The following is a 25731-nucleotide window of genomic DNA, read 5'->3' on the forward strand; positions in this document are numbered from 1 at the left end:
ACAAGAAGAACCCCGTACCGAAAGGTGCGGGGTTTTTTGCTTTTATCTCCACCCTGGCCTTTCTCTTAATCCCTTATCCTGCTAATGGAATGTGTGATCCCTGTCGCAATGTTATTTATAACAAAATTATAACATTTCATTTACGAGGTTATTGAGCCTTCTGGCTCAATACGCCGCAGTTTATGGCAGGAGCATAATCACAATGACAGAAAGCATGACATCACACGGGACGCTGGCTCACAGTGATACCCGAAGAAGGGTATGGGCAATCATCAGCGCCTCTTCAGGGAATCTGGTTGAATGGTTCGACTTTTACGTCTACTCATTCTGTTCACTCTACTTCGCACATATTTTCTTCCCATCCGGCAACACCACTACACAGCTGCTACAAACGGCTGGGGTTTTTGCCGCAGGGTTTTTAATGCGACCCATCGGGGGCTGGCTGTTCGGCCGTATTGCGGATCGTCGAGGGCGTAAGGCCTCGATGCTGATCTCGGTGTGTATGATGTGCTTTGGCTCGCTGGTGATCGCCTGCTTACCGGGATATGAATCGATTGGCACCTGGGCACCGGCGCTACTTTTGCTGGCCCGCTTATTTCAGGGATTATCGGTGGGCGGTGAATACGGTACCAGTGCGACCTACATGAGCGAAATTGCCCTGGAAGGCCGTAAAGGTTTTTACGCCTCATTCCAGTACGTCACGCTGATTGGCGGTCAACTGCTGGCCATTCTTGTGGTGGTGATCCTGCAGCAGATTTTGACGGACGAACAACTTCATGCCTGGGGATGGCGAATTCCTTTCGCAATGGGGGCAGTGCTGGCGATTGTCGCACTTTGGCTACGCCGTCAGTTAGATGAAACCTCTCAGAAAGAGGTCCGGATGCTGAAGGAGGCGGGAACATTCAAAGGGTTATGGCGTAACCGCAAAGCTTTCCTCATGGTTCTTGGCTTCACTGCGGGCGGCTCTCTCAGTTTTTATACTTTCACCACCTATATGCAAAAGTACCTGGTGAATACCACCGGCATGCACGCAAACGTCGCCAGTGTGGTCATGACCGCGGCGCTGTTTGTTTTTATGCTCATACAGCCGATCGTCGGTGCTCTCTCGGACAAAATTGGCCGACGTACCTCAATGCTCATTTTTGGCGGATTATCGGCATTATGTACCGTTCCCATTCTGACAGCGCTTCAGCATGTCTCTTCACCGTATGCCGCCTTTGCGCTGGTGATGGTGGCGATGGTGATTGTCAGTTTCTATACCTCCATCAGCGGGATACTGAAAGCCGAGATGTTCCCGGCGCAGGTCCGTGCGTTAGGGGTGGGGCTCTCTTATGCGGTAGCCAACGCGGTGTTTGGCGGATCGGCGGAGTACGTCGCGCTGTCGCTTAAATCATGGGGAAGCGAAACGACATTCTTCTGGTACGTAACGGGAATGGGGGCACTGGCGTTTGTTGTCTCCCTGATGCTGCATCGCAAAGGGAAAGGCATTCGACTTTAATAGCGCGCCATCTGCCATACGGCATAGCCGGTCGTTGCGCCGGCGACATCCCAGGCGAAATCTTTCCAGCTCCAGCCGCTCCCTGCGGGGCGGCTATCCCACAGTTCTTTTGATGCCCCAAGACCTACTGAGAACATTAACCCGATCGCCGCGCTACGATCCCGGCTGTATCCCTGGTGCTGGGCATATTCATTACCGGCTGCGGACAACATCGCGGAAGCGAGGAAATGCTGTGCTTTGTCCTGTCCGGACCAGCTATCGTTAGCCATATGGCTACAGCCACTCAGGAAGAGCACACTCAGTACCAGAGGAATACGCATCAACGGGCTCCATAAAAAAGCCCTGCGGGTGACAGGGCCTGGATATTACAGAATACGGCTGATAAGTCGGTCGATACGGATACGACGTAAGCGGCGAATAAGCTTGCGAACTTTTACCGGATAATCGGCAATGCTCTGCAGTTCGCGGTAGTGATTCACGACGGTCGTATGGGTGCGAATCAGCTCCAGCTCGCGTTCACGTTGGGCGGCTAACTCATGCTGCGGGTCATGAATCAGGATAGCGTTTTCCAGATCCAGTCGCCATGCGCGCGGGTTCAGGTTGTTACCTGTCAGCAGCATCCACTCATCGTCGACCCACATGCCTTTGAGATGGTAACTATTGTCTTCATCTTTCCAGAGACGCACAACCAGCTGGTCAGTGTTGACGTAATACTGTAAGCGGCTCAGGAAACGACGCAGGTTAATCTCATAGAGATAAGGCAGCGCACCAATGATTTTGAACGGCTGATCTTCGGGAATGAAGAAGTCATTTGCCGTTTTATCACCCACGATGATTTCCACTTTTTTACCCTCGCGCAGCAGCTGAATGATATTACGCACCAGCACGGCAGGAAGGTTGAAGTATGGCGTGCAGATAGTCAGTTTCTGCTCCGCACACGGCATCAGATGGAAGATCGTTTTGTTCAGCAGGCTTGATTTGCCGAGCCCTACCAGCGGGGTAACGGATAACTCTTCGTTGTTCGCATCGCCCTGGAAATGATAGACCGCATCGCGCAGCTCCTGGCGGAAGGCGCGAACATCGTTTTTGATCTCCGGGCTTTTCGGGCGCTCGGGATCGTCAAGACGATTAACGCCACGGCCATGAACCAGATTCTTATCAACCCAGTTGAACATGATATCGGCCATCTGCGGATTACGGATCAGATGGTAGCGGTCATAGCGATATTTATCGAGCTGATGAAGGTAGACATCATTAAGGCTGGCGCCGCTGTAAAGCACGCTGTCATCAATGATGAACCCCTTGAAATGAAGAACGCCGAGCGCTTCACGGGTATTCACCGGGACGCCATAAACAGGCACGTCAACGCCAGGATTTTCCTGCGCCGTGCGGCAATACCAGTCAGCATTGGTGTTTGATGCTGCAGCGCCAATACGGCCACGCTGGGCACGATGCCAGTCTACCAGCACGCGAACATCCAGTTCCGGACGCTGACGTTTGGCTTCATAGAGCGCGTTCAGGATCGCGCGCCCGCCTTCATCCTGTTCAAGATACAGTGCCACAATGCAAATGCGTCGCGTGGCGCTGGCAATCTTTTCCAGAAGCGTCTCCCGAAAATGAGCGGGAGCGTAAAAGAACTCTACATCATCAACTGACTGAGAAATCTTCGGTAGTTGAGCAAGGTGTTGTTGATGTTTATTACGCTTAAATTTTGACAACATCACAGTGCGTTTCTTCTCTGTTCATTGAAGGGTTGTCTGTACTATGCAAACAACATAAGCGGACAATGATACCACCAGTCCCGTCCAAAGTGGGTAACATTTCCAGTAGCTTACTCGCGTTTGTCTGCTGATGTCAGACTGAGGGATAAGGCAACAATACCTTCGTCCAGCTGAATATCAACGTCAAACCCAAGTTTTCGCGCCAGGGTCACCATACCGCGATTGTTAGGCATAGTAATGCCATTAAGGCGTAACAATCCGTGATCTCGCGTATAACTGATGAGTTTTTCCAGCAGTCGTCTTCCCAGGCCCAGACCTTTAAGATCGGAGCGTACCAGCACGGCAAACTCCGCATCGACGTTATCCGGGTCAGAAATCGCACGCGTGACGCCGAGGATCTCATCACCCTCATCGGCGCGACGAACGGCAACAAACGCCATTTCTCGATCGTAGTCGATCTGGGTCATATTGGCTAAATCATCGTGGGTAAATTCGTTGATTTCGCTAAAATAGCGATAATAAAGATCCTCTTTCGTGACCTGAGAGATAAAGGCCCGCAGCTGGGGCTCATCTTCCGGCAGAATAGGGCGGAACAGGGCGCGTTCCCCATTTTTCATCTCAACCCACTCCTCCAGCTGCAGAGGGTACGGGCGGATCGCCAGACGGCTCTCGCTGTCTCCTTCGAATGGCGCGATATCCAGGGTCACGTCCAGCGCCGTAAACTCATTGCCGGAGGCGAGCAGCGGATGAATGTCCAGCCGCTGGATCTCGGCACAATCCACAATCAGGTTAGAGACCTGTACCAGGAACTGACTTAGCCCGGCAATATCAAGCGGACGTAGCGCGCTCCGGCCGCGGATCTTTTTGCTTTTAATCGCCTGGATGATCAGATAACGCGCCAGGTTCATGTTCAGCGGCGGTAACGCCACCACGGCCTGCTCCTCCGGGCGCCACTCCACGCCGCCTTCACCCAGCATGATGAGCGGGCCGAAGACGGGATCGTGTTCGACCACCACGCGTAACTCCTGAGCGCCTGCGCGGTTAGCCATGCTTTGCACCAGCAAGCCGTGGATCCTTGCCTGCGGCCAGGCCATTTTGACCCGATCGAAGATGGCATCGGCTGCCTGCTGCACCTCTGCCGCCGTCCGCAGGTAGAGCATCACCCCCTGAACGTCAGACTTATGCGGAATATCCGGCGAACGCAGCTTCAGGGCAACCGGATAGCCAATCTGCTCGGCAATATGCACGGCCTCAGCGCTGTCGCTGGCGATCCAGGTCGGCAGGGTCTGCATCCCGTAGCTGCCCAGAATGGGCTGGACCTCATGCGTATCCAGCGACGTCGCGCCTTCTTCAATCGCCTGCTGCAACAGCCGGTGAACGTCAACGGTATTGGCCGTCAAATTCCCGGGCAACGCCGGCGTCTCGCGGAGCTGTTTCTGGTTGCGGCGATATTCCACCATATGCATAAACGCGGTTATGGTGCCTTCCGGCGTGCGGTAGGTTGGCAGTCCGGCTTCGCTGAACAGGCGTCGCGCCTCCTGCGAAGAAAACTCACCGCACCAGTTGGTGAGCAGGGTGACATATTTGCCTCGCGGATGGTTGCGCACGGCCTCAATGAGCGCGCGCGCGCTTTCGCTGCCCGGCGCGACCGCGCTAGGGGAGTGGATAATCATCAGCGCGTCGAAATCCTGGCTATCCAGCAAAATGGAAATGGCCTTGATATAGCGCTCGCTGCTGGCATCATCGCGTAAATCAAGCGGATTGCCGGGCGTCACGCTGGTCGGAAGCGCATCTTTCAGGCGCTGCAGCGTCTCTTCACTCAGCGTGGCCAGCTTGCCGAAGCGCCGCCACAGCTCATCCAGCGCGAGTGCGGCAGGAGCGGCGCCGTTACTGACAATCATTAACTTCTCGCCGCGCAACGGGCGCATATGGCTTAACGTTTCAACGGCGGAAAAAAGCTCGTGCGTATCCTGTACCCGCAGCAAACCCGCGCGCTGAATAGCGGCGTCCCAGGCGGGATCCATGCCGGAATGCGACTGCAGCAGACGCTGAGCCGCTGGGCTGCGCCCGCTTTTGATTACCAGGATCGGCTTATTGCGCGACGCGCTTCGCGACGCCGAGACAAAACGACGCGCGTCGCTGAGGTGCTCAAGATAAAGCAGAATCGCACTGGTTTTACCGTCGCGCGCCAGAAAATCCAGCAGCTCATCAACGTCGATATCCAGACTGTCGCCGAGAGCAATGAAGTAGGAGAATCCCATTTCACGCTGCTGCGCCCAGTCGAGGATGGTGTTCGATACCGCAGCCGACTGCGAGATAAACGCGAGCTTGCCTTTGCGGATCGGAACCGGAGAGAAGCTGGCATTTAAGCCCTGCCAGGGGGCGAGCAGGCCGAGACTGTTTGGTCCCAGAATGCGCATTTGATAGCGGCTGGCGCAGGCCAGAAGCTCGGCTTTCTGTTCAGGCGGAGACGAGAGAATAATGCAGGTTTTACAGCCTTTCTTGCCGAGCGATTCCAGCAGCTCCGGATTCCGTTTCGCGTTTGTACACAGTACGGCCAGATCCGGTACGAAAGGCAGGCTCTGTACATCAGGCCATGCAAGCACTCCCTGAACCGCCTTATACGCGGGCGTGACGGGCATGACGGGGCCATTAAATCCTCCGGCCAGCAGGTTGCGCATCATCAGATAGCCAGCACGATCCGGTTTCATTGATGCGCCGATGACGGCAATGGATTTAGGACGAAGTAGCGCTTCTAACCCTCGCTGGCTCATGCAGGCCTCCTGTGAATGCAAGCGACCTGATGATTTTAAACGCTTTCCGTCTCGGCTGCTGTGACGCTGCCCTTATGAACGGTTTTTCCTGCCAGATAGCGTTCCCGGAAACAGGAGAAATGGTTGCCCAGGGCGCCAGCCGCAGCGGTATCACCCGCCAGATCCAGAAGCGCAATGGCCACTTCGGCAGTGCAGTATTGCCCGTCAGCATGCGCTTCACGCAGACGGTAGGCGGAGACGCGGGACAGATCGACAGAAATCACCGGCAGTGCGTCGAGATAAGGGCTTTTACGAAACATTTTTCGCGCTTCGGTCCAGGTGCCGTCCAGCATAATAAACAACGGCGGTTTACCGGATGGCGGCGTCGAAAGCACCTGGCGATCGACACCTGCATATGACGCAGGGAAAACGACCATCGGCTGATAGTCCGGGCTTGCCACTAAGTCGAGCAGGGCCTGAGGGGGCTCAGTACGGGACCACTGAAATGCCGCGGTATCCGGCAGAATATCGGCAATCAGGCGACCGGTATTGCTGGGCTTCATCGGCTCGGTATCAAACATGACCAGACAAAAGCGGCTCTGGGCCGTACTCGGAGCCAGCGTCTCGCACAGGCAAACCTTCAGCGGCAGCAGGCAGCGCTGACAGCGGCGAATACGGTTTCCGCGCGCGAGGAACGGACGGGTGGCGCGCGCAAGGCGTTCGGCGCGTAATTGAAGAACAGCGTTATCAGTCATGGGCGAAATGCAGGAAAAACCCTATTTTCGCAGAGGCGGGAACGGGGCACAAGATGTGCCCCGTGAATGTTACAGTGATTCGTTAAGCCAGCTATCAAACGGGGCTTTAGGCACCGCACCGTTGAGCATGTCGACCACTTCACCCTTTTTGAAAATCATAATCGTCGGGATGCTGCGAATGCGAAAACGGGCGCTCAGTTCAGGTTCAGCTTCAGTATTGACCTTAACGAAACGTATTTTCCCGCTGCGTTCTTCGGCCACGTCTTCGAAGATCGGCGCGAAGCTTCGGCATGGGCCACACCAGGGCGCCCAGAAATCCACTACGACAGGCAGATCGTCCTTGAGGAGTTTGTCCAGCGTAGCACCCGTCGCGTTAATGACATCGCCATCAAACAATTCATGGCCACAACGTCCGCATTTCGCACCATCTTCAATCCGATCGTCCGGAATGCGGTTAAGAGCCTGACAGTTGGCACATACGGTATTCATAACTAACCTCTGATAGAGCCGTGGGACAGCGGCAAGACGCCGATAATGTTTCTAATATGTTACATATTATCAATGAGCCTGTTTGAAACAACAATGCGTTTTATTCAATGAGAACAATAGTCACAGGCTTTTGTACGAAATTATGGCTATGCGCTGGCACATCGGGTAATCTGCGCGCTTCGCGCAGCGCTGGTGGAGAAAAGCATGAACGACGAAATGAAAAACAAAAGCGGCAAGGTCAAAGTGATGTATGTCCGCAGTGATGATGACTCTGATAAACGCACCCAAAATCCGCGTACCGGAAAAGGTGGCGGGCGTCCGGCGTCTTCTCGTGCAGACGGTGGCCGTCGCCCCGCCCGCGATGACAGAAACAACCGCGGTGATGACCGCAAACGTGATGACCGCAAGCGTGACGATCGCAAACGCGATGACCGTCCGCGGGATGACTTCTCACGTGATAACGCCTCCCCGTGGCGCACCGTTTCTCGTGCCCCTGGCGACGAAACGCCAGAAAAGGCCGATCACGGCGGTATCAGTGGTAAAAGCTTTATCGACCCGGAAGTGCTGCGCCGTCAGCGTGCGGAAGAGACCCGCGTGTATGGCGAGAACGCCTGCCAGGCGCTGTTCCAGAGCCGTCCTGAATGTATCGTCCGCGCCTGGTTCATCCAGAGCGTAACCCCGCGCTTTAAAGAAGCGCTGCGCTGGATGGCGGCAAACCGCAAAGCCTACCACGTGGTTGATGATGCCGAGCTGACCAAAGCATCCGGTACCGAACACCACGGCGGCGTCTGCTTCCTGATCAAAAAACGTAACGGCACCACCGTTCAGCAGTGGGTCAGTCAGGCGGATGCCGATGACTGCGTGCTGGCGCTGGAAGATGTGGGCAACCCGCATAACCTGGGCGCAATCATGCGTAGCTGCGCGCACTTTGGCGTGAAAGGCGTACTGCTGCAGGATGCCGCGCTGCTGGAATCCGGCGCTGCGATCCGTACTGCGGAAGGCGGAGCCGAGCACGTACAGCCGATCACCGGCGATAGCGTGCTGGATGCCCTTGAGCAGTTCCGTAAAGCGGGTTATTCCATCGTGACTACCTCGAGCCATGCCGGTACGCCGCTGTTTAAAGCGACGCTGCCACGCAAGATGGTGCTGGTGCTGGGTCAGGAACGCGATGGTCTGTCTGATGCGGCGCTCTCCAGTGCGGATCTGAGCGTCTCAATCGATGGGACAGGCAATGTGGAAAGTCTGAACGTATCCGTTGCAACCGGCGTACTGCTGGCCGAATGGTGGCGTCAGAATAAGGCATAAGCCTCTTCATGTGCCGGGCCTGACCCGGCACATTCAAATACTACTCGCTCTCTGCCGGTAACACAGGCATCCAGTCAATTGGCGTTTCGCCACGTTTTTCCAGCCATTCGTTCGCCAGAACAAAATGATTACTGCCGAAGAAACCGCGATGTGCAGACAGCGGTGACGGGTGCGGCGCTTTCAACACGTGATGACGCTGGCGGTCAATAATCGCCCCTTTCTTCTGCGCATGCGATCCCCAGAGTAAAAACACGACCCCTTCACGGTGTTCGTTGATCAGGCTGATGACTTTATCGGTGAACGTCTCCCAGCCCAGGCTGGCATGCGAGTGCGCCTGGCCGGCCCGCACGGTGAGTACCGTGTTCAATAACAGCACGCCCTGGCGCGCCCAGCTTTCCAGGTAGCCGTGGTTTGGTCGGGTAAACCCGGGCACGGTTCCTTCAAGCTCTTTATACATATTGAGCAGAGAAGGGGGGATCGCCACGCCCGGACGTACGGAAAATGCCAGCCCATGCGCCTGGCCCGGACCGTGATAGGGATCCTGGCCCAGAATGACCACTTTCACATCGCTCAGTTCGGTGTAGCGAAAGGCGTTGAACACATCTTTCTGCGGTGGGTAAATCGTCTGTCCGGACTGACGCTCAGCCGCAACGGTGTTGAGCGTATTGATAAAATAGGGCTGCTGCTTTTCTTCTGCCAGCACGTCATGCCAGGTTAAAGGTGTCGTCATCTCGCTCTCCTGCGAATCTCAATCTCTGACTAGCTTACCTGCTAAAGCCCGGTGAGCAAAATTCCACGCCGAAATGTGCGCTAAGTGGCTAAATTTATGTTGAAAATGTGCAGGATAAATTGAATTGGTAAGGTTATAAAATTGATCTAAAGCAATAAATTCAAACCACACTCTTTATGTGGTTGGTGTTTTTGTTGATTTAAATCAATAAATCACCGAGGTGTGAATGATATATATACACACAAGAAACAATGGTTTTACCAATTGGCCGCGAGAGGCCGACATCAGTTAATGTAGCCTAGGGAGGCAACACATGATTACAGGTATCCAGATTACTAAAGCTGCAAATGACGATCTGCTCAACTCTTTCTGGCTGCTGGACAGCGAGAAAAACGAAGCGCGCTGTGTCGTCGCGAAAGCGGGTTTTGCTGAAGATGAAATCGTGCCGGTGAGCAAACTGGGCGAAATCGAGTACCGTGAAATTCCAATGGAAGTGAAACCGGAAGTGCGCGTGGAAGGTGGTCAGCACCTGAACGTAAACGTACTGCGCCGCGAAACGCTGATGGACGCGGTTGAGCACCCAGAAAAATACCCGCAGCTGACCATTCGCGTGTCCGGCTATGCGGTACGCTTCAACTCTCTGACCCCAGAACAGCAGCGCGACGTTATCGCGCGTACCTTTACTGAAAGCCTGTAAGGCTTCAGCTACGGGGGTGAATAAAAAAGCCGGGGATTGTCCCCGGCTTTTTTTTACTCTTCCGTTTTTGTCTCTGATGCGGCAGAGCTTGGCTTACGGCGTTTACCAATATTTTTGGTATCGCGGTGACGCTGCTTCACGCGCGGTTTCTCTTTTTCTTTCTCTTTTCTCTCAGCACGTTTCGCAAGCGCTTTCTTGGACGGTTTACCCGTCATTTTTTCACTCGGCGCACGTGTGGTTGGGCGCAAGCCATCAATAACCCGCGCTTTCAGCGGCTCGTCAACATAGCGGCCAATTTTCTGCAGCAGCAGGTAGTCATGCGCTTCGACCAGTGAAATCGCAATACCTTTGCGGCCCGCGCGGCCGGTACGGCCAATACGGTGTAGATAGGTATCGCCGCTGCGCGGCATATCGAAGTTAATGACGTGGCTGACGTCTGGAATGTCGATCCCGCGAGCGGCAACGTCTGTGGCAACCAGCACGTTAACGCGACCGTCGGTCAGGCGCTTAATGCCTTCGGTACGCTTGATCTGCGCCATCTCGCCTTCAAGATAGCAGTTGTTGATCCCGGCGTTACGCAGCATCTCAGCCAGCTCGTGCACGCGCTCGCGCTTACGCACAAATACGATTGTGCGCAGCGCATCTTCCTGCTTCAGCAGGTGTTTCAGCAATTCGACCTTGTGCTCAAGGTTGTCCGCGCGGTAGTACCACTGGTGGATCTTCTTACGCTCTCGGGTGGACGGCGTCGCCGAGACTTCCACCGGATCTTCCAGCAGACGCTCTGCGAAGTCTTTGATCGCTTCCCCTTCGAGGGTGGCAGAGAACAGCATCGTCTGGTTACGCCAGCGCGTTTCCCCTGCAATGTGCTCGATATCCTGTGCGAAGCCCATGTCCAGCATGCGGTCGGCTTCATCGAGGATCAGCGTTTCAACCGCGCGGCAGTCGAAGTTCTCTTCTTTAATGTACTGCAGCAGGCGGCCCGTCGTCGCAACGACGATGTCCTGGTTTTCGCTGAACACTTCGGCGTGGTTCATGTACGCAACGCCGCCGGTGATGGTGGCGATATCCAGATGAGTATTTGCCGCGAGTTCACGCGCGTGATCGGCCACCTGCATGGCCAGTTCGCGCGTCGGCGTCAGGATTAAAATACGCGGCGGGCCAGATTTTTTGCGTGGGAAGTCGAGCAGATGCTGCAACACAGGCAGCAAATAGGCTGCAGTCTTCCCCGTACCGGTTGGCGCAGAACCGAGCACATCGCGGCCCTCAAGCGCAGGCGGAATGGCCGCTGCCTGAATGGCGGTCGGGCGTGTGAAGCCTTTGCTCTCAAGTGCATTGAGCAGGCTTTCATCGAGTTCAAGTTCGGAAAAAGTCGTTACAGTCATGTTCTACCTCTGTGTGGGGCGCTGATTATAGACGTTACGGCTGTAATCTTCATCTGTTTGTATGGATATCGCTTTTCGGCCACTTCGCTTTCCCCTATGCTACTCCAGTTTCACTTAGAAGGTTGCCCCGACATGTCTCAACTCAAAGCGCAACTGCGCCGCGATGGTTTTACGTTTAAACAATTTTTTGTCGCTCACGATCGCTGTGCCATGAAGGTCGGTACAGACGGTATTTTACTGGGAGCGTGGGCGCCTGTCGCAGGGGTTAAGCGTATTCTTGATATCGGTACCGGCAGCGGGCTGGTGGCATTGATGCTGGCGCAGCGCACGGACGAGCATGTCACCATTGATGCCGTCGAACTGGACGCGCAGGCGGCAGAGCAGGCGAGTGACAATATGGCCGAATCGCCCTGGGCAGCCCGCATGAAAGTGGAATGTGCGGATGTGCTCGCCTGGGCGCCTGAACAAACCGCGCGTTACGATTTAATCGTCAGCAACCCTCCCTACTACGAGCCCGGCGTTGAGTGCGGGACACCCGAGCGCGAACAGGCGCGTTATACCCGTTCCCTCGATCATAAAGCGCTGCTCACCAGCGCGGCCGAGCTTATCTCCGAAGAGGGTTTTTTCTGCGTGGTCCTGCCTGAGAGTACGGGCAACACGTTCATCGGTATCGCGCAGGAGATCGGTTGGACGTTGCGTCTGCGTACCGACATTTCGGATACCGAAGGCCGACTGCCGCACCGCGTGCTGCTGGCGCTCTCGCCGAAAGAGGGGGAATGCTTTAACGATCGAATGGTGATCCGTGGGCCAGACCAGCGTTATTCCGAAGATTACACTGCCCTGACCCAGGCGTTCTATCTGTTTATGTAAAGCTGCGGGGCGAGGATCGACGGGCCGGATTCAGCAAGCTGATCCGGGTAGTCCAGGGTATAGTGCAACCCGCGGCTCTCTTTACGCATCATCGCGCAGCGAACGATTAGCTCGGCAACCTGCACCAGGTTGCGCAGCTCCAGCAGATTATTCGATACGCGAAAATTGGCATAATACTCGTCAATTTCCTGCTGCAGCATCGTGATGCGGCGCAACGCGCGTTCAAGACGTTTCGTGGTGCGCACAATCCCGACGTAATCCCACATGAACAGCCGTAGCTCATGCCAGTTATGCTGGATCACGACCAGCTCGTCCGGATTTTCCACGCGGCTTTCATCCCAGGCAGGCAGGCGCTCTGTTTCGCGGGCGTAGGGCATGCGTTTCGTGATGTCTTCTGCGGCAGACCAGCCGTAGACCAGGCACTCCAGCAGTGAGTTAGAGGCCATACGGTTCGCGCCGTGAAGGCCGGTATAGCTGACCTCACCAATAGCATAAAGACCATCCACATCGGTACGCCCATGATCGTCAACCATCACCCCACCGCAGGTGTAGTGGGCGGCTGGCACAATGGGTACCGGATCGCGGGTTAAATCGATGCCAAGGTTGAGCAGTTTTTCGTAAATCATCGGGAAGTGCTGACGAATAAACTCTGCTGGCTTGTGGCTGATATCAAGATACATGCAGTCCACGCCAAGACGCTTCATTTCATGGTCGATGGCGCGGGCAACGATATCGCGCGGGGCCAGTTCGCCACGGGCGTCAAAGTCCGGCATAAAGCGGGTGCCGTCAGGGCGTTTCAGATAGGCGCCTTCGCCGCGCAGGGCTTCCGTCAGCAGGAAGTTGCGCGCCTGAGGATGGAACAGGGCGGTTGGGTGAAACTGATTGAACTCAAGGTTCGCCACCCGGCAGCCGGCGCGCCAGGCCATCGCGATACCGTCTCCGGAGGCAATGTCCGGGTTCGTGGTGTACTGATACACTTTAGAGGCGCCGCCCGTAGCCAGCACCACAGCCTTCGCCTGGCAGGTTTCCACCTTCTCTTTATTGCGGTTCCACACCCAGGCGCCCACCACGCGACGCGTGCCCGGCAGGCCAATCTTGTCGGAGATAATCAGATCAACGGCATTGCTTCGTTCAAGCACCCGAATATTAGGATGGCTCAGCGCCTTGCCGACCAGCGTGGTCTCCACTTCTTTTCCGGTGGCATCCGCTGCGTGCAGGATGCGGCGGTGGCTATGACCGCCTTCGCGCGTCAGGTGGTAGCTCTCTTCACCGTTGGGTTGAACCTGCGTATCGAATAAGACGCCCTGGTCGATGAGCCACTGCACGCAATGGCGGGCATTGCTGGCGACAAACTCTGCGGCGTGCGCATCCACGATCCCGGCCCCGGCAATCAGCGTATCGTCGACGTGGGAGGCAATGCTGTCTGTCTCATCAAACACGGCGGCAATCCCGCCCTGGGCATAAAACGTGGAACCCTCGCTTATCGGCCCTTTACTCAGAACGATAACGTTTTGATGCTCGGCCAGGCGTAGCGCCAGAGAGAGACCGGCAGCGCCGCTGCCGATGATCAGTACATCACAATGGAGTTCAGGTGTTGTGTTCATGATTGTTGTTTAATTTACTAAACAGTGTTGGCTCAGAATAGCACCTGAATGCGATTTATCGCACGTTTTTTTTAACGGGAGTTGCAATGGCTAAACGCGTAAGCGGAGGTAAACGGAGGGTAAATGAGTGAAATTATTTTGCGAAGCAGATCGTTAGCGTCAGATTTTGTGATGAAATAAAGACTGGGTTGCGTTACTCTTCTGGCGGGAAAAAGATGTTTCTTGTCAGAAAGTGGTGCGTATCGTGAACAGACTTATAATGAGAGAAAATGAACAGTCTGCGGCGCGATGAACAAAAACAAAGGCGTTACGGAACTTATTGAAGATCAGACACTCTAATTCGGTGCTTGCTCAAAGTGCGGTATTTTTAGAGTGGCGTTTCGATAACGCGTGGAATTTAGGTTTGGGGAGACATTACCTCGGATGAGCGAGCAGTTAACGGACCAGGTCCTGGTTGAACGGGTCCAGAAGGGAGATCAGAAAGCCTTTAACTTACTGGTGGTGCGCTACCAGCATAAGGTGGCGAGCCTGGTTTCCCGCTATGTACCGTCAGGCGATGTGCCTGATGTGGTGCAAGAGTCTTTTATTAAGGCCTATCGCGCGCTGGATTCGTTCCGGGGAGATAGTGCTTTTTATACCTGGCTGTACCGTATTGCGGTCAATACGGCAAAGAATTATCTGGTCGCTCAGGGCCGTCGTCCGCCTTCTAGTGATGTGGACGCAATCGACGCCGAAAACTTCGAAAGTGGCGGCGCATTGAAAGAAATTTCGAACCCTGAGAACTTAATGTTGTCAGAAGAACTGAGACAAATCGTTTTTCGCACGATCGAGTCGCTCCCGGAAGATTTACGCATGGCAATTACGTTACGGGAGTTGGATGGTCTGAGCTATGAAGAGATAGCCGCTATCATGGATTGTCCGGTCGGCACGGTACGTTCACGAATTTTCCGTGCGCGAGAAGCTATTGATAATAAAGTTCAACCGCTTATCAGGCGTTGACGATAGCGGGATACTGGAAAAGGTATTAGGCATGCAGAAAGAAAAACTTTCCGCTTTAATGGATGGTGAAACGGTGGATAGTGAGCTGCTCAACGAGCTGTCTCATTCTCCCGAAATGCAAGAGACCTGGGAGAGTTACCATCTCATCCGTGACACCCTTCGCGGTGACACCGGCGAGGTTCTCCATTTCGATATCTCAGCCCGCGTCATGGCGGCGATTGAGAATGAGCCTGTTCATCAGACCACTCCGCTGATTCCTGAAGCTCAACCCGCACCTCACCAGTGGCAGAAAATGCCATTCTGGCAAAAGGTGCGTCCGTGGGCCAGCCAGCTTACCCAAATGGGTGTGGCTGCATGCGTATCGCTTGCAGTTATCGTTGGCGTCCAGCACTATAATACTCAGTCTGAAACTAATCAGCAGCCAGAAGCGCCAGTGTTTAACACACTGCCGATGATGGGCAAAGCCAGCCCGGTAAGCCTGGGCGTACCGGCTGATGCTTCCGCCAGCGGCGGCCAGCAACAGCAGGTTCAGGAGCAGCGCCGTCGCATTAATGCGATGTTGCAGGATTACGAGTTGCAGCGTCGTCTGCACTCTGAACAGCTTCAGTTTGAGCAGGCGCAGACACAGCAAGCTGCTGTGCAGGTGCCCGGAAACCAAACTTTAGGAACGCAATCGCAGTAATGAAGCAACTTTGGTTCGCCATGTCTCTGATGGCGGGTAGCCTGTTCTTCTCTGCCAACGCCTCGGCTGATGTATCATCCGGGGCGTTGTTGCAGCAAATGAATCTGGCCAGCCAGTCACTCAATTACGAGTTGGCATTTATCAGCATCAATAAGCAGGGCGTCGAGTCGTTACGCTATCGCCATGCCCGTCTTGATAATCAGCCGCTCGCCCAGCTTTTACAGATGGATGGCCCGCGTCGGGAAGTTGTCCAGCGTGGTAACGAAATCAGCTATTTCGAACCCGGCCTGGAGCCTTTCACGCTCAATGGCGACTATATCGTTGATTCTCTGCCGTCACTCATTTACACCGACTTCAAACGGCTTGCCCCTTACTACGATTTTATTTCGGTAGGGCGTACACGTATTGCGGACAGACTGTGTGAGGTGATCCGCGTTGTCGCCCGGGATGGAACGCGCTACAGCTATATTGTCTGGATTGACGCGGAAACCAAACTCCCCATGCGTGTAGACCTGCTTGACCGTGACGGTGAAACGCTGGAACAGTTCCGCGTTATCTCCTTTAGCGTGAACAACCAGGTTGGCAACAGCATGCAGAATCTGGCTAAGGCCAGCCTACCGCCGCTGCTTTCCGTTCCGGCAGGCGATTCCGTTAATTTCAACTGGGTACCTGCCTGGATCCCGCAAGGATTTAGCGAAGTGTCCAGCAGCCGTCGCCAGCTGCCAACGATTGAAACGCCGGTGGAATCACGCCTCTATTCCGATGGTTTGTTCAGCTTCTCGGTGAATATCAATCGCGCAACGGCAAACAGCACTGAACAAATTCTGCGTACCGGGCGCCGTACGGTGAGCACAACGGTACGCGATAATGCAGAGATCACCATTGTGGGGGAACTTCCTCCGCAAACGGCGAAGCGCATCTCCGACAGCATTAAATTCAGGGCCGCACAATGATCAAAGAATGGGCGACGGTAGTCTCGTGGCAAAACGGCATTGCGCTGGTGAGTTGCGATGTAAAAGCCTCATGCAATAGCTGCGCATCCCGAGCCGGTTGCGGCAGCCGCGTGCTGAATAAACTCGGGCCGCAAACCTCGCACACGATTTCTGTGCCGAGCGAACAGCCGCTGATGGCCGGGCAGAAAGTTGAACTCGGCATCGCGGAAGGCAGCCTGCTCAGTTCCGCTATGCTGGTCTATCTCTCTCCGCTGCTCGGGCTGTTTATCATGGGCGGCGTTTTCCAGATGCTGTTTGGCACCGACGGTGCCGCCATGTGCGGTGCGGCATTAGGTGGTCTGGGGGGGTTCTGGCTTGCCAAAGGCCTCTCCCCGACGCTTGCCGCGCGCGAGGAGTGGCAGCCTGTCATTCTCAGCGTTGGGCTGGCGCCAGACCAGCTTCGCGTTGAGACGCTCTCTTCTGAGGCCCGGTGATTCATCGGGCTTTGTCATTTTTACGTCTTAAAACAGAAAACGTCCTTTCTTCACGCTATACCTGGCGCTAAGTCCATTTCCAGGTAGCGGAGATGTAGTGTAGAATGCTGCGTTTTCGCACTGAAAAACGTCAGGCTAAGAACAGCGGCCTCCAGGAATTCGTAAGGCATAATTATTTAACTATATGAAGAACATACGTAACTTTTCGATCATTGCTCACATTGACCACGGTAAGTCGACGCTGTCTGACCGTATTATCCAGATTTGCGGTGGCCTGTCTGATCGTGAAATGGAAGCCCAGGTTCTGGACTCCATGGACCTGGAACGCGAACGCGGCATCACCATCAAGGCGCAGAGCGTCACGCTGGATTACAAGGCGGCTGATGGCGAAACCTATCAGCTGAACTTTATCGACACCCCAGGCCACGTTGACTTCTCCTATGAGGTTTCACGCTCGCTCGCGGCCTGTGAAGGCGCGCTGCTGGTAGTCGATGCCGGGCAGGGCGTAGAAGCCCAGACCCTGGCAAACTGCTACACCGCGATGGAAATGGATCTCGAAGTTGTGCCGGTTCTGAACAAGATTGACCTGCCAGCCGCCGATCCTGAGCGCGTCGCGGAAGAGATTGAAGATATTGTCGGTATTGACGCGACCGATGCCGTGCGCTGCTCTGCGAAAACCGGCGTCGGCGTGACCGACGTTCTGGAACGTCTGGTACGTGATATTCCGGCCCCGGAAGGCGATCCGGATGCCCCGCTGCAGGCGCTGATTATTGACTCCTGGTTCGATAACTATCTGGGCGTTGTCTCCCTGGTGCGTATTAAAAACGGCACCATGCGCAAAGGCGACAAAATCAAGGTTATGAGTACCGGACAGGTCTATAACGCCGACCGTCTGGGTATCTTCACGCCAAAACAGGTTGACCGTACCGAGCTGACATGCGGCGAGGTAGGCTGGCTGGTGTGCGCCATCAAAGACATCCTCGGTGCGCCGGTGGGCGATACCCTGACAGGTGCGCGTAACCCGGCAGAAAAAGCGCTGCCAGGCTTTAAAAAGGTGAAACCGCAGGTTTACGCGGGCCTGTTCCCGGTCAGCTCTGACGACTACGAAAACTTCCGTGATGCGCTTGGCAAGCTGAGCCTGAACGATGCCTCCCTGTTCTACGAGCCAGAAAGCTCAACGGCGCTGGGCTTCGGCTTCCGCTGCGGCTTCCTCGGCCTGCTGCACATGGAGATCATTCAGGAACGTCTGGAGCGTGAATACGATCTGGACCTCATCACCACCGCGCCGACGGTAGTGTATGAAGTTGAAACCACCTCGAAAGAAGTGATCTACGTCGACAGCCCGTCCAAGCTGCCGCCGCTGAACAATATTCACGAGCTGCGTGAGCCTATTGCCGAATGTCACATGCTGCTGCCGCAGGAATTCCTCGGTAACGTCATTACGCTGTGTATTGAGAAGCGCGGCGTGCAGACCAATATGGTTTACCACGGTAACCAGGTCGCACTGACCTACGAAATCCCGATGGCGGAAGTGGTACTCGACTTCTTCGACCGTCTGAAGTCCACCTCCCGTGGCTATGCGTCACTGGATTACAACTTCAAACGCTTCCAGGCCTCCAACATGGTGCGTGTGGACGTGCTGATCAACGGCGAGCGTGTGGATGCGCTGGCGCTGATCACCCACAACGACAATGCGCCATACCGTGGCCGCGAGCTGGTTGAGAAGATGAAAGATCTGATCCCGCGTCAGCAGTTCGATATCGCGATTCAGGCGGCCATTGGCAACCACATTATCGCGCGTTCTACCGTGAAACAGCTGCGTAAAAACGTTCTGGCGAAGTGCTATGGCGGTGACGTCAGCCGTAAGAAAAAGCTGCTACAGAAGCAGAAAGAAGGTAAGAAGCGTATGAAGCAGGTCGGTAACGTCGAGCTGCCGCAGGAAGCATTCCTTGCCATCCTTCATGTTGGTAAAGACGGCAAATAACCCTAAGGAGTTGGCATGGCGAACATGTTTGCCCTGATCCTGGTCATTGCTACCCTGGTGACAGGTCTGCTGTGGTGTCTGGATAAGTTTATCTTCGCCCCAAAACGTCGTGAACGTCAGGCTGCCGCACAGGCAGCCACTGGCGATGGTATTGACGCGAAAACCCTGAAGAAAGTCGGTCCGAAACCGGGCTGGCTGGAAACGGGCGCCTCGGTGTTTCCGGTGCTGGCGATTGTGCTGGTGGTACGTTCGTTTATTTACGAACCGTTCCAGATCCCATCAGGTTCAATGATGCCAACGCTGCTGATTGGTGATTTTATTCTGGTAGAGAAGTTTGCCTACGGCATTAAAGATCCGATCTACCAGAAAACGCTGATCGAGACCGGTCATCCGAAACGTGGCGACATCGTGGTGTTCAAATATCCGGAAGATCCGCGCCTGGACTACATCAAGCGCGCGGTAGGTCTGCCGGGTGACAAAGTGACTTACGATCCGGTTGCGAAAGAAGTCACCGTTCAGCCAGGCTGCAGCTCCGGTACTGCATGTGAAAACGCGCTGCCAATCACTTACTCGAACGTTGAGCCAAGTGATTTTGTGCAGACCTTTGCCCGTCACAACGGCGGCGAAGCGAGTAGCGGATTCTTCCAGGTACCGAAAGGCGAAACCAAAGATAACGGTATTCGTCTGGTTGAGCGCAAAGAGACGCTGGGTGACGTGACGCACCGTATCCTCACCGTGCCAATCGCGCAGGATCAAGTGGGTATGTACTATCGTCAGCCGGGCCAGCAGCTGGCAAGCTGGATTGTACCGCCAGGCCATTACTTCATGATGGGTGACAACCGCGATAATTCTGCGGACAGCCGTTACTGGGGCTTTGTGCCGGAAGCGAATCTGGTGGGTAAAGCGACCGCAATCTGGATGAGTTTTGAGAAGCAGGAAGGCGAATGGCCGACCGGCGTACGCCTGAATCGTATTGGCGGAATCCATTAATTCTCACTAAATGAACGTGTAGCCGCGAATTAACGCGGCTACACGAATTATTTCACCGATAAATCTCTTCGAACTAACGACATCCCCTGTCGTTGTGTATAGAATATTCCCCCGAAGTTTAAGGTTGGCCCTGCAAGGGTGCCACGGCACACGAAACCGCGTTGGTTTTCTCAGGTCGGTTTCGTGTGCTGCATTTTTGACGCATTCATTTATTGGTATCGCATGAACCCCATCGTAATTAATCGGCTTCAACGGAAGCTGGGCTACACTTTTCATCATCAGGAGTTGTTGCAACAGGCATTAACCCACCGCAGTGCCAGCAGCAAACATAATGAGCGTCTCGAGTTTTTAGGCGACTCTATTTTAAGTTTCGTGATTGCGAATGCGCTTTATCATCGTTTCCCGCGCGTGGATGAAGGTGATATGAGCCGCATGCGTGCCACGCTGGTTCGGGGTAATACCCTTGCGGAAATCGCGCGCGAATTTGAGCTGGGCGAATGTCTGCGTCTTGGGCCGGGTGAACTGAAAAGCGGCGGCTTCCGTCGTGAATCTATTCTTGCCGATACGGTCGAAGCATTAATTGGTGGTGTGTTCCTGGACAGCGATATCCAGACCGTCGAAAAGCTGATCCTGAACTGGTATCAGACCCGTCTGGACGAAATCAGCCCGGGCGATAAACAAAAAGATCCCAAAACGCGTCTGCAGGAATATTTGCAGGGCCGTCATCTGCCGCTGCCATCTTATCTGGTGGTGCAGGTTCGTGGCGAAGCGCACGATCAGGAATTTACCATCCATTGCCAGGTCAGTGGCCTGAGTGAACCGGTGGTGGGCACAGGTTCAAGCCGTCGTAAGGCTGAACAGGCTGCCGCCGAACAGGCGTTAAAAATGCTGGAGCTGGAATGAGCGAAGAAAAGACCTATTGCGGATTTATTGCCATCGTCGGACGTCCGAACGTCGGCAAATCTACTCTGCTGAATAATCTGCTTGGGCAGAAGATTTCTATCACCTCGCGTAAGGCGCAGACCACGCGTCACCGCATTGTCGGTATCCATACTGAAGGCGCGTATCAGGCGATCTACGTCGATACACCGGGCCTGCACATGGAAGAGAAGCGTGCCATCAACCGTCTGATGAACAAGGCGGCGAGCAGCTCGATTGGCGACGTGGAGCTGGTGATTTTCGTTGTGGAAGGCACCCGCTGGACGCCGGACGACGAGATGGTGCTGAACAAGCTGCGTGACGGCAAAACGCCGGTCATCCTCGCCGTCAACAAAGTGGACAACGTGCAGGAAAAAGCCGATCTGCTGCCGCATCTGCAGTGGCTCGGTAGCCAGATGAACTTCCTCGACATCGTTCCGCTGTCTGCGGAGACGGGTCTGAACGTGGATACTATCGCGGGCATCGTGCGCAAACATCTGCCGGAAGCGATTCATCACTTCCCGGAAGAGTACATCACCGATCGCTCTCAGCGCTTTATGGCGTCTGAAATCATCCGTGAAAAGCTGATGCGTTTCCTTGGCGCTGAACTGCCGTACTCTGTGACGGTGGAGATCGAGCGTTTCCAGAGCAACGAGCGTGGCGGCTACGACATCAACGGCCTGATCCTCGTTGAGCGTGAAGGGCAGAAGAAGATGGTGATCGGCAATAAAGGCGCCAAGATCAAAACCATCGGCATCGAAGCCCGAAAGGACATGCAGGAGATGTTCGAAGCGCCGGTTCACCTCGAACTGTGGGTGAAAGTGAAATCTGGCTGGGCCGATGATGAGCGTGCTCTGCGCAGCCTCGGTTACGGCGAAGACCAGTAACTCAAGACGACGAGCATATGGATGGATGGCAGCGCGCCTTTGTCCTGCATAGTCGTCCCTGGAGCGAAACCAGCCTGATGCTGGACGTCTTCACGGAAGAGTCTGGCCGCGTGCGCCTTGTTGCAAAAGGCGCACGTTCCAAACGTTCTAATCTGAAAGGTGCCCTACAGCCTTTCACGCCACTGCTGGTCCGCTTTGGTGGACGAGGGGAAGTTAAAACCCTGCGCAGCGCCGAAGCCGTCTCCCTGGCGCTTCCTCTCTCGGGCATCACGCTCTACAGCGGCCTGTATGTCAATGAACTCATCTCACGCGTTCTTGAACATGAGACGCGCTTCTCTGAACTTTTCTTTGATTATCTGCACTGTATCCAGGCGCTGGCTGGCGCAACCGGCACGCCCGAGCCTGCGCTGCGGCGTTTTGAACTGGCGCTGCTGGGCCATCTTGGGTACGGGGTCGATTTTCTGCACTGTGCGGGCAGCGGTGACGAAGTGGAAGACACCATGACCTACCGCTACCGCGAAGAAAAAGGCTTCATTGCCAGCGTCGTGATCGACAACAGCACCTTTACCGGGCGTCAGCTCCGGGCGCTTTATGAGCGAGAGTTTCCCGATCAGGATACCCTGCGCGCAGCAAAACGCTTTACCCGGATTGCCCTCAAGCCGTATCTTGGCGGCAAGCCCTTAAAGAGCCGCGAATTATTCAGGCAGTTTGTGCCGAAACGTTAGACCACAGAATCGAAAAGAAAACCGAGGATTGTCATGGCTGAATTACTGTTAGGCGTCAACATCGATCATATCGCCACGCTGCGTAATGCGCGCGGCACGGCGTATCCCGATCCGGTTCAGGCGGCGTTTATCGCTGAACAGGCTGGCGCCGACGGCATTACCGTTCACCTGCGTGAAGACCGTCGCCACATCACTGACCGCGACGTTCGCATTCTGCGTCAGACGCTGGACACCCGTATGAATCTGGAGATGGCGGTCACCGAAGAGATGCTGGCGATTGCCTGTGAGACCCAGCCGCACTTCTGCTGCCTGGTGCCGGAAAAACGCCAGGAAGTCACGACCGAAGGCGGTCTGGACGTGGCCGGCCAGCTCGACAAAATGCGCGATGCCTGCAAGCGCCTGGCTGATGCCGGTATCCTGGTTTCGCTGTTTATTGACGCCGACTTCACCCAGATTAAAGCGGCAGCCGACGTGGGCGCGCCGTATATCGAAATTCACACCGGCTGCTATGCCGATGCCAAAAACGATGCCGAGCAGGCGAAAGAGCTGGAGCGTATTGCTAAGGCGGCCACCTACGCGGCGAGCCTGGGTCTGAAGGTCAATGCCGGTCACGGCCTGACCTACCATAACGTGAAGGCCATTGCCGCCATCCCGGAAATGCACGAGCTGAACATCGGTCACGCGATCATTGGCCGCGCGGTGATGAGCGGCCTGAAAGAGGCGGTCGCCGAGATGAAACGCCTGATGCTGGAAGCGCGTCAGTAATGGCCATTCTGGGCTTAGGCACCGATATCGTGGAAATAGCCCGTATTGAAGCGGTGATCGCCCGCAGCGGCGATCGCCTCGCAAGGCGCGTGCTGAGCGATAACGAATGGGCCATCTGGGAAGCGCATCAGCAGCCGGTGCGTTTTCTGGCGAAGCGTTTTGCGGTAAAAGAGGCGGCCGCCAAAGCCTTCGGGACCGGCATTCGTAACGGTCTGGCGTTCAACCAGTTTGAAGTGTTTAACGATGAGCTGGGTAAGCCAAGCCTGCGCTTATGGGGCGAGGCGCAAAAGCTGGCCGAGAAGCTGGGCGTGAATCACATGCACGTGACGATCGCGGATGAGCGTCACTATGCCAGCGCTACGGTGATCATCGAAAGTTAAAGTTTGTCCGCGTGGTGCATCAGGACAAACTTATCCCACAGCTGCTCTTCGCTCTCGACGTGTGCCGGATCCTTCAGGATGGTATTGGGGATCGGGCACACTTTCTGACAGGTCGGCGTCTCATAGTGGCCGATGCATTCGGTGCAGCGGTCGCTGTTAATCTCATAAATGCTGTCGCCCATCGAAATGGCCTGGTTCGGGCATTCGGGCTCGCACATATCGCAATTAATGCATTTTTTGGTAATTAACAGCGCCATCAGGAAATTCTCAGAAACAACACAAACTGGGCGGGCATTATACGCGTCAAACCAGTTTCTTTACCAGTTCTTCGCTGTGGCGAATGCGCTCGGGCGCACGCTCCAGATCCTGCTGCACCAGCGCCATAAACAGCAGGTCCGTCAGCATCATTTGTGCGCTGGTGGACGAGATAGCCGCGCTGCGCGTGGCCTGTTCCTCGGCAATGGTATATAAACAGCGCGTGGCCCGCTGCTGCAGGGCATTCGGCGTAAAACCGGTGATCGCCAGAATTTTACCGCCGACGCGCAGGACTTCGTCGGTGGCCATGTTGATCTCACGGCGCTCGCCGGAATAGGAGATCGCCAGCAGCAGATCGTCAGGATCCATCGCCTGTACGGTCGCCAGCAGGGCGTGCATATCCTGCTCGACGATGGCGTTAAGGCCAATTTTTGTCAGCTTCCAGCCAAAGTTACGCGCCACAAGTCCGGACGCGCCGATGCCGGTCAGAACGATCCGCCGCGCGCCGCGCAGCATCGCCACGCTCTCCAGCAGCTTCTCTTCCGTATTTACATCGAGCGTCGCATGCATGGCCGCCACGTTCTCTTTGATCAACTTTTCGCCGACCAGCCGCATCGGATCGTCTCCGCGGATCTGATTATGCACCGGCATGGACTGCGGGTTAGGGTTACTGACCAGCGCTTCACTGATCGCCAGCTTGAGGGCGGGGAATCCCTTAAAGCCAATCTTCTGCGCAAATTTCACCACGCTGGACTGGCTCACCCCGGCTTCACTCGCCAGCTGCTGCGAGCTGAGATGGCGCGCGTGGTCGGGTTGAGAAAGCAGAAAATCCGCCAGCTTCTTGTCGCTTTGGGCAAAGCCTGCGTAGCGCTGGCGAATGCGAATTAAACAGTTCATACGGTCTCCTGGCGAAAATGTGATTATCTGCGCAAATACGGATTTTGCTCGCCTGAATGAATTTTATATTCCATTATAGTGTGATTATTATGAATTAAAAATTCTTGAGGTACAAAAATGAATCTTGGCTCACTTGTTTCTGAAACACGTAACCCGCAAACCATGGATCTGGATGCGCTCTCCACCCTGGAGCTGGTTAACCGCTTTAATCAACAGGATACGCTGGTCGCGCAGGCAGTGAAAGAGACATTACCCGAGGTGGCGAAAGCGGTCGATGCGGCTGCGGAAGCCCTCAAGGCCGGTGGACGCATTATTTACATGGGGGCGGGGACCAGCGGGCGTTTAGGGGTCCTGGACGCGTCAGAATGTCCGCCAACCTTTGGGGTCCCGCATGGTCTGGTAGTTGGGCTGATCGCCGGTGGCCCCGGTGCGCTGCTGAAAGCCGTTGAAGGGGCGGAAGACAACAAACAGCTGGGCGAGGATGACCTGAAGGATCTTAATCTGACCGCGAAGGATCTGGTGGTCGGGCTGGCGGCATCCGGGCGTACGCCGTACGTGATTGGCGGGCTGGAATACGCCAACCAGACCGGCTGCACGACGGTCGCCATCTCCTGCAACCCTGGCTCACCGATTGCGCAGGTGGCCACAATTGCTATCTCGCCAGTTGTCGGGCCGGAAGCGCTCACCGGCTCCACGCGCCTGAAATCCGGGACCGCGCAAAAGCTGGTGCTCAATATGATCTCCACCGGCGCGATGGTGAAGTTCGGCAAGGTGTATCAGAACCTGATGGTGGATATGCAGGCCACCAACGTCAAGCTGGTGGACAGAGCCTGCCGCATGGTGATGGAGGCGACGGGCGCAGGCCGCGAAGAGGCGGAAGCGGTACTCAAACAGACCGATCACGATGTTAAACCGGCCATTTTGATGATCTTAAGCGGGCTGGATGCGGCGGCCGCAAGAGCCAAACTCGATGCGCATAACGGTTTCTTACGGGCGGCATTAGAACACTAACAGAGGCG

27 protein-coding genes are annotated in these 25731 nt (G+C 55.3%); 17 read left to right on the plus strand and 10 right to left on the minus strand.

Going from position 1 to position 25731, the window contains the following annotated elements:
• Positions 1-202: 202 nt before the first annotated feature.
• Complete coding sequence (locus N6P30_RS09090) at positions 203-1498, plus strand: MFS transporter (RefSeq protein WP_008502198.1); 1296 nt, start codon at positions 203-205, stop codon at positions 1496-1498.
• Here N6P30_RS09090 and N6P30_RS09095 read toward each other — a convergent pair.
• From N6P30_RS09095 to trxC, 5 genes are all read right to left on the minus strand, one after another.
• On the minus strand, positions 1495-1818 hold the full coding sequence (locus N6P30_RS09095; protein ID WP_008502197.1) for a YfiM family lipoprotein: 324 nt from the start codon (positions 1816-1818) through the stop codon (positions 1495-1497). The genes N6P30_RS09090 and N6P30_RS09095 overlap by 4 nt on opposite strands.
• Before the next feature lie 45 nt (positions 1819-1863).
• Positions 1864-3219 carry a CDP-diacylglycerol--serine O-phosphatidyltransferase gene (gene pssA, locus N6P30_RS09100; protein WP_023294337.1) on the minus strand — a complete coding sequence of 452 codons (1356 nt, stop codon included), beginning with the start codon at positions 3217-3219 and terminating at the stop codon, positions 1864-1866.
• A 110-nt stretch (positions 3220-3329) separates the two neighbouring features.
• Complete coding sequence (locus N6P30_RS09110) at positions 3330-5993, minus strand: bifunctional acetate--CoA ligase family protein/GNAT family N-acetyltransferase (RefSeq protein ID WP_023294336.1); 2664 nt, start codon at positions 5991-5993, stop codon at positions 3330-3332.
• A 35-nt stretch (positions 5994-6028) separates the two neighbouring features.
• Positions 6029-6727, minus strand: a complete 699-nt coding sequence (gene tapT, locus N6P30_RS09115) for a tRNA-uridine aminocarboxypropyltransferase (RefSeq protein WP_023294335.1) — start codon at positions 6725-6727, stop codon at positions 6029-6031.
• Between the two features lie 69 nt (positions 6728-6796).
• Positions 6797-7216, minus strand: a complete 420-nt coding sequence (gene trxC, locus N6P30_RS09120) for a thioredoxin TrxC (RefSeq protein ID WP_021241886.1) — start codon at positions 7214-7216, stop codon at positions 6797-6799.
• 204 nt (positions 7217-7420) lie between these two features.
• Here trxC and N6P30_RS09125 point away from each other — a divergent pair, with 204 nt between their 5' ends.
• Positions 7421-8521 (plus strand): tRNA/rRNA methyltransferase, encoded by a 1101-nt coding sequence (locus N6P30_RS09125; protein WP_023294334.1) that lies wholly within the window; start codon positions 7421-7423, stop codon positions 8519-8521.
• A 40-nt stretch (positions 8522-8561) separates the two neighbouring features.
• Here N6P30_RS09125 and ung read toward each other — a convergent pair whose 3' ends face one another.
• Positions 8562-9251 carry a uracil-DNA glycosylase gene (gene ung, locus N6P30_RS09130; RefSeq protein WP_023294333.1) on the minus strand — a complete coding sequence of 230 codons (690 nt, stop codon included), beginning with the start codon at positions 9249-9251 and terminating at the stop codon, positions 8562-8564.
• Between the two features lie 313 nt (positions 9252-9564).
• Between ung and grcA the strand changes: the two genes are divergently transcribed.
• Positions 9565-9948 (plus strand): autonomous glycyl radical cofactor GrcA, encoded by a 384-nt coding sequence (gene grcA / locus N6P30_RS09135; protein WP_008502190.1) that lies wholly within the window; start codon positions 9565-9567, stop codon positions 9946-9948.
• 53 nt (positions 9949-10001) lie between these two features.
• Here grcA and srmB read toward each other — a convergent pair whose 3' ends face one another.
• Complete coding sequence (gene srmB / locus N6P30_RS09140; protein ID WP_008502189.1) at positions 10002-11330, minus strand: ATP-dependent RNA helicase SrmB; 1329 nt, start codon at positions 11328-11330, stop codon at positions 10002-10004.
• A gap of 132 nt (positions 11331-11462) precedes the next feature.
• On the opposite strand from srmB, the gene trmN reads away from it, so the two are divergent.
• On the plus strand, positions 11463-12200 hold the full coding sequence (trmN, locus tag N6P30_RS09145; protein ID WP_021241883.1) for a tRNA(1)(Val) (adenine(37)-N(6))-methyltransferase TrmN: 738 nt from the start codon (positions 11463-11465) through the stop codon (positions 12198-12200).
• On the opposite strand, the gene nadB is transcribed toward trmN, so the two are convergent.
• Positions 12185-13804, minus strand: a complete 1620-nt coding sequence (gene nadB, locus N6P30_RS09150; RefSeq protein WP_023294332.1) for an L-aspartate oxidase — start codon at positions 13802-13804, stop codon at positions 12185-12187. The two genes, trmN and nadB, sit on opposite strands and share 16 nt — an antisense overlap.
• 343 nt (positions 13805-14147) lie before the next feature.
• Between nadB and rseD the strand changes: the two genes are divergently transcribed.
• The 12 genes from rseD to acpS all read left to right on the plus strand — a co-directional run bounded on the left by rseD (position 14148) and on the right by acpS (position 23560).
• On the plus strand, positions 14148-14231 hold the full coding sequence (gene rseD, locus N6P30_RS24660) for a rpoE leader peptide RseD (RefSeq protein ID WP_223605340.1): 84 nt from the start codon (positions 14148-14150) through the stop codon (positions 14229-14231).
• The gene (gene rpoE / locus N6P30_RS09160; protein WP_006176728.1) at positions 14228-14803 is read left to right on the plus strand and encodes an RNA polymerase sigma factor RpoE; all 576 of its coding nucleotides are present in this window, start codon (positions 14228-14230) and stop codon (positions 14801-14803) included. The genes rseD and rpoE overlap by 4 nt, the downstream gene beginning before the upstream one ends.
• 31 nt (positions 14804-14834) lie before the next feature.
• The gene (gene rseA, locus N6P30_RS09165) at positions 14835-15485 is read left to right on the plus strand and encodes an anti-sigma-E factor RseA (RefSeq protein ID WP_008502186.1); all 651 of its coding nucleotides are present in this window, start codon (positions 14835-14837) and stop codon (positions 15483-15485) included.
• Positions 15485-16438 (plus strand): sigma-E factor regulatory protein RseB, encoded by a 954-nt coding sequence (gene rseB, locus N6P30_RS09170; protein ID WP_008502185.1) that lies wholly within the window; start codon positions 15485-15487, stop codon positions 16436-16438. Before rseA ends, rseB begins: the two co-directional genes overlap by 1 nt.
• Positions 16435-16911, plus strand: a complete 477-nt coding sequence (gene rseC, locus N6P30_RS09175; RefSeq protein ID WP_008502184.1) for a SoxR-reducing system protein RseC — start codon at positions 16435-16437, stop codon at positions 16909-16911. Before rseB ends, rseC begins: the two co-directional genes overlap by 4 nt.
• A gap of 184 nt (positions 16912-17095) precedes the next feature.
• Positions 17096-18895 carry a translation elongation factor 4 gene (lepA, locus tag N6P30_RS09180; protein WP_008502183.1) on the plus strand — a complete coding sequence of 600 codons (1800 nt, stop codon included), beginning with the start codon at positions 17096-17098 and terminating at the stop codon, positions 18893-18895.
• Positions 18896-18910: 15 nt separating this feature from the next.
• Positions 18911-19885: a signal peptidase I gene (lepB, locus tag N6P30_RS09185; protein WP_008502182.1), complete on the plus strand. Its 975-nt coding sequence runs from the start codon at positions 18911-18913 to the stop codon at positions 19883-19885.
• Positions 19886-20107: 222 nt separating this feature from the next.
• Positions 20108-20788, plus strand: coding sequence for a ribonuclease III (gene rnc, locus N6P30_RS09190; RefSeq protein WP_003860711.1), 681 nt, complete (start codon positions 20108-20110; stop codon positions 20786-20788).
• Positions 20785-21690, plus strand: coding sequence for a GTPase Era (gene era, locus N6P30_RS09195; RefSeq protein ID WP_008502181.1), 906 nt, complete (start codon positions 20785-20787; stop codon positions 21688-21690). The genes rnc and era overlap by 4 nt, the downstream gene beginning before the upstream one ends.
• A gap of 17 nt (positions 21691-21707) precedes the next feature.
• Complete coding sequence (recO, locus tag N6P30_RS09200; RefSeq protein ID WP_008502180.1) at positions 21708-22415, plus strand: DNA repair protein RecO; 708 nt, start codon at positions 21708-21710, stop codon at positions 22413-22415.
• Positions 22416-22448: 33 nt separating this feature from the next.
• A complete protein-coding gene (pdxJ, locus tag N6P30_RS09205) occupies positions 22449-23180 on the plus strand; it encodes a pyridoxine 5'-phosphate synthase (protein ID WP_008502179.1) in 732 nt (243 codons plus the stop codon).
• Positions 23180-23560: a holo-ACP synthase gene (gene acpS, locus N6P30_RS09210; RefSeq protein WP_023294331.1), complete on the plus strand. Its 381-nt coding sequence runs from the start codon at positions 23180-23182 to the stop codon at positions 23558-23560. The genes pdxJ and acpS overlap by 1 nt, the downstream gene beginning before the upstream one ends.
• On the opposite strand, the gene N6P30_RS09215 is transcribed toward acpS, so the two are convergent.
• Positions 23557-23817 (minus strand): YfhL family 4Fe-4S dicluster ferredoxin, encoded by a 261-nt coding sequence (locus N6P30_RS09215; RefSeq protein ID WP_008502177.1) that lies wholly within the window; start codon positions 23815-23817, stop codon positions 23557-23559. The genes acpS and N6P30_RS09215 overlap by 4 nt on opposite strands.
• Positions 23818-23863: 46 nt before the next feature.
• A complete protein-coding gene (locus N6P30_RS09220; RefSeq protein WP_023294330.1) occupies positions 23864-24712 on the minus strand; it encodes a MurR/RpiR family transcriptional regulator in 849 nt (282 codons plus the stop codon).
• Between the two features lie 117 nt (positions 24713-24829).
• Here N6P30_RS09220 and murQ point away from each other — a divergent pair, with 117 nt between their 5' ends.
• Positions 24830-25723 (plus strand): N-acetylmuramic acid 6-phosphate etherase, encoded by an 894-nt coding sequence (murQ, locus tag N6P30_RS09225; protein WP_008502175.1) that lies wholly within the window; start codon positions 24830-24832, stop codon positions 25721-25723.
• The last annotated feature ends 8 nt before the right edge of the window (positions 25724-25731 follow it).

This window comes from Enterobacter sp. PL1, assembly GCF_945957325.1.
In the GTDB taxonomy this organism is placed as follows: domain Bacteria; phylum Pseudomonadota; class Gammaproteobacteria; order Enterobacterales; family Enterobacteriaceae; genus Enterobacter; species Enterobacter roggenkampii.

Bases quoted from the DNA above. Each gene is read 5' to 3' on its own strand.
- srmB (WP_008502189.1), bottom strand. From the start codon at position 11,330: ATGACTGTAACGACTTTTTCCGAACTTGAACTCGATGAAAGCCTGCTC.
- N6P30_RS09110 (WP_023294336.1), bottom strand. From the start codon at position 5,993: ATGAGCCAGCGAGGGTTAGAAGCGCTACTTCGTCCTAAATCCATTGCC.
- recO (WP_008502180.1), top strand. From the start codon at position 21,708: ATGGATGGATGGCAGCGCGCCTTTGTCCTGCATAGTCGTCCCTGGAGC.
- trmN (WP_021241883.1), top strand. From the start codon at position 11,463: ATGTCTCAACTCAAAGCGCAACTGCGCCGCGATGGTTTTACGTTTAAA.
- nadB (WP_023294332.1), bottom strand. From the start codon at position 13,804: ATGAACACAACACCTGAACTCCATTGTGATGTACTGATCATCGGCAGC.
- rpoE (WP_006176728.1), top strand. From the start codon at position 14,228: ATGAGCGAGCAGTTAACGGACCAGGTCCTGGTTGAACGGGTCCAGAAG.
- ung (WP_023294333.1), bottom strand. From the start codon at position 9,251: ATGACGACACCTTTAACCTGGCATGACGTGCTGGCAGAAGAAAAGCAG.
- murQ (WP_008502175.1), top strand. From the start codon at position 24,830: ATGAATCTTGGCTCACTTGTTTCTGAAACACGTAACCCGCAAACCATG.
- N6P30_RS09125 (WP_023294334.1), top strand. From the start codon at position 7,421: ATGAACGACGAAATGAAAAACAAAAGCGGCAAGGTCAAAGTGATGTAT.
- N6P30_RS09090 (WP_008502198.1), top strand. From the start codon at position 203: ATGACAGAAAGCATGACATCACACGGGACGCTGGCTCACAGTGATACC.
- N6P30_RS09095 (WP_008502197.1), bottom strand. From the start codon at position 1,818: ATGCGTATTCCTCTGGTACTGAGTGTGCTCTTCCTGAGTGGCTGTAGC.
- pdxJ (WP_008502179.1), top strand. From the start codon at position 22,449: ATGGCTGAATTACTGTTAGGCGTCAACATCGATCATATCGCCACGCTG.
- rseC (WP_008502184.1), top strand. From the start codon at position 16,435: ATGATCAAAGAATGGGCGACGGTAGTCTCGTGGCAAAACGGCATTGCG.
- pssA (WP_023294337.1), bottom strand. From the start codon at position 3,219: ATGTTGTCAAAATTTAAGCGTAATAAACATCAACAACACCTTGCTCAA.
- rseA (WP_008502186.1), top strand. From the start codon at position 14,835: ATGCAGAAAGAAAAACTTTCCGCTTTAATGGATGGTGAAACGGTGGAT.
- trxC (WP_021241886.1), bottom strand. From the start codon at position 7,216: ATGAATACCGTATGTGCCAACTGTCAGGCTCTTAACCGCATTCCGGAC.
- N6P30_RS09215 (WP_008502177.1), bottom strand. From the start codon at position 23,817: ATGGCGCTGTTAATTACCAAAAAATGCATTAATTGCGATATGTGCGAG.
- tapT (WP_023294335.1), bottom strand. From the start codon at position 6,727: ATGACTGATAACGCTGTTCTTCAATTACGCGCCGAACGCCTTGCGCGC.
- era (WP_008502181.1), top strand. From the start codon at position 20,785: ATGAGCGAAGAAAAGACCTATTGCGGATTTATTGCCATCGTCGGACGT.
- grcA (WP_008502190.1), top strand. From the start codon at position 9,565: ATGATTACAGGTATCCAGATTACTAAAGCTGCAAATGACGATCTGCTC.
- rnc (WP_003860711.1), top strand. From the start codon at position 20,108: ATGAACCCCATCGTAATTAATCGGCTTCAACGGAAGCTGGGCTACACT.
- acpS (WP_023294331.1), top strand. From the start codon at position 23,180: ATGGCCATTCTGGGCTTAGGCACCGATATCGTGGAAATAGCCCGTATT.
- lepB (WP_008502182.1), top strand. From the start codon at position 18,911: ATGGCGAACATGTTTGCCCTGATCCTGGTCATTGCTACCCTGGTGACA.
- lepA (WP_008502183.1), top strand. From the start codon at position 17,096: ATGAAGAACATACGTAACTTTTCGATCATTGCTCACATTGACCACGGT.
- N6P30_RS09220 (WP_023294330.1), bottom strand. From the start codon at position 24,712: ATGAACTGTTTAATTCGCATTCGCCAGCGCTACGCAGGCTTTGCCCAA.
- rseB (WP_008502185.1), top strand. From the start codon at position 15,485: ATGAAGCAACTTTGGTTCGCCATGTCTCTGATGGCGGGTAGCCTGTTC.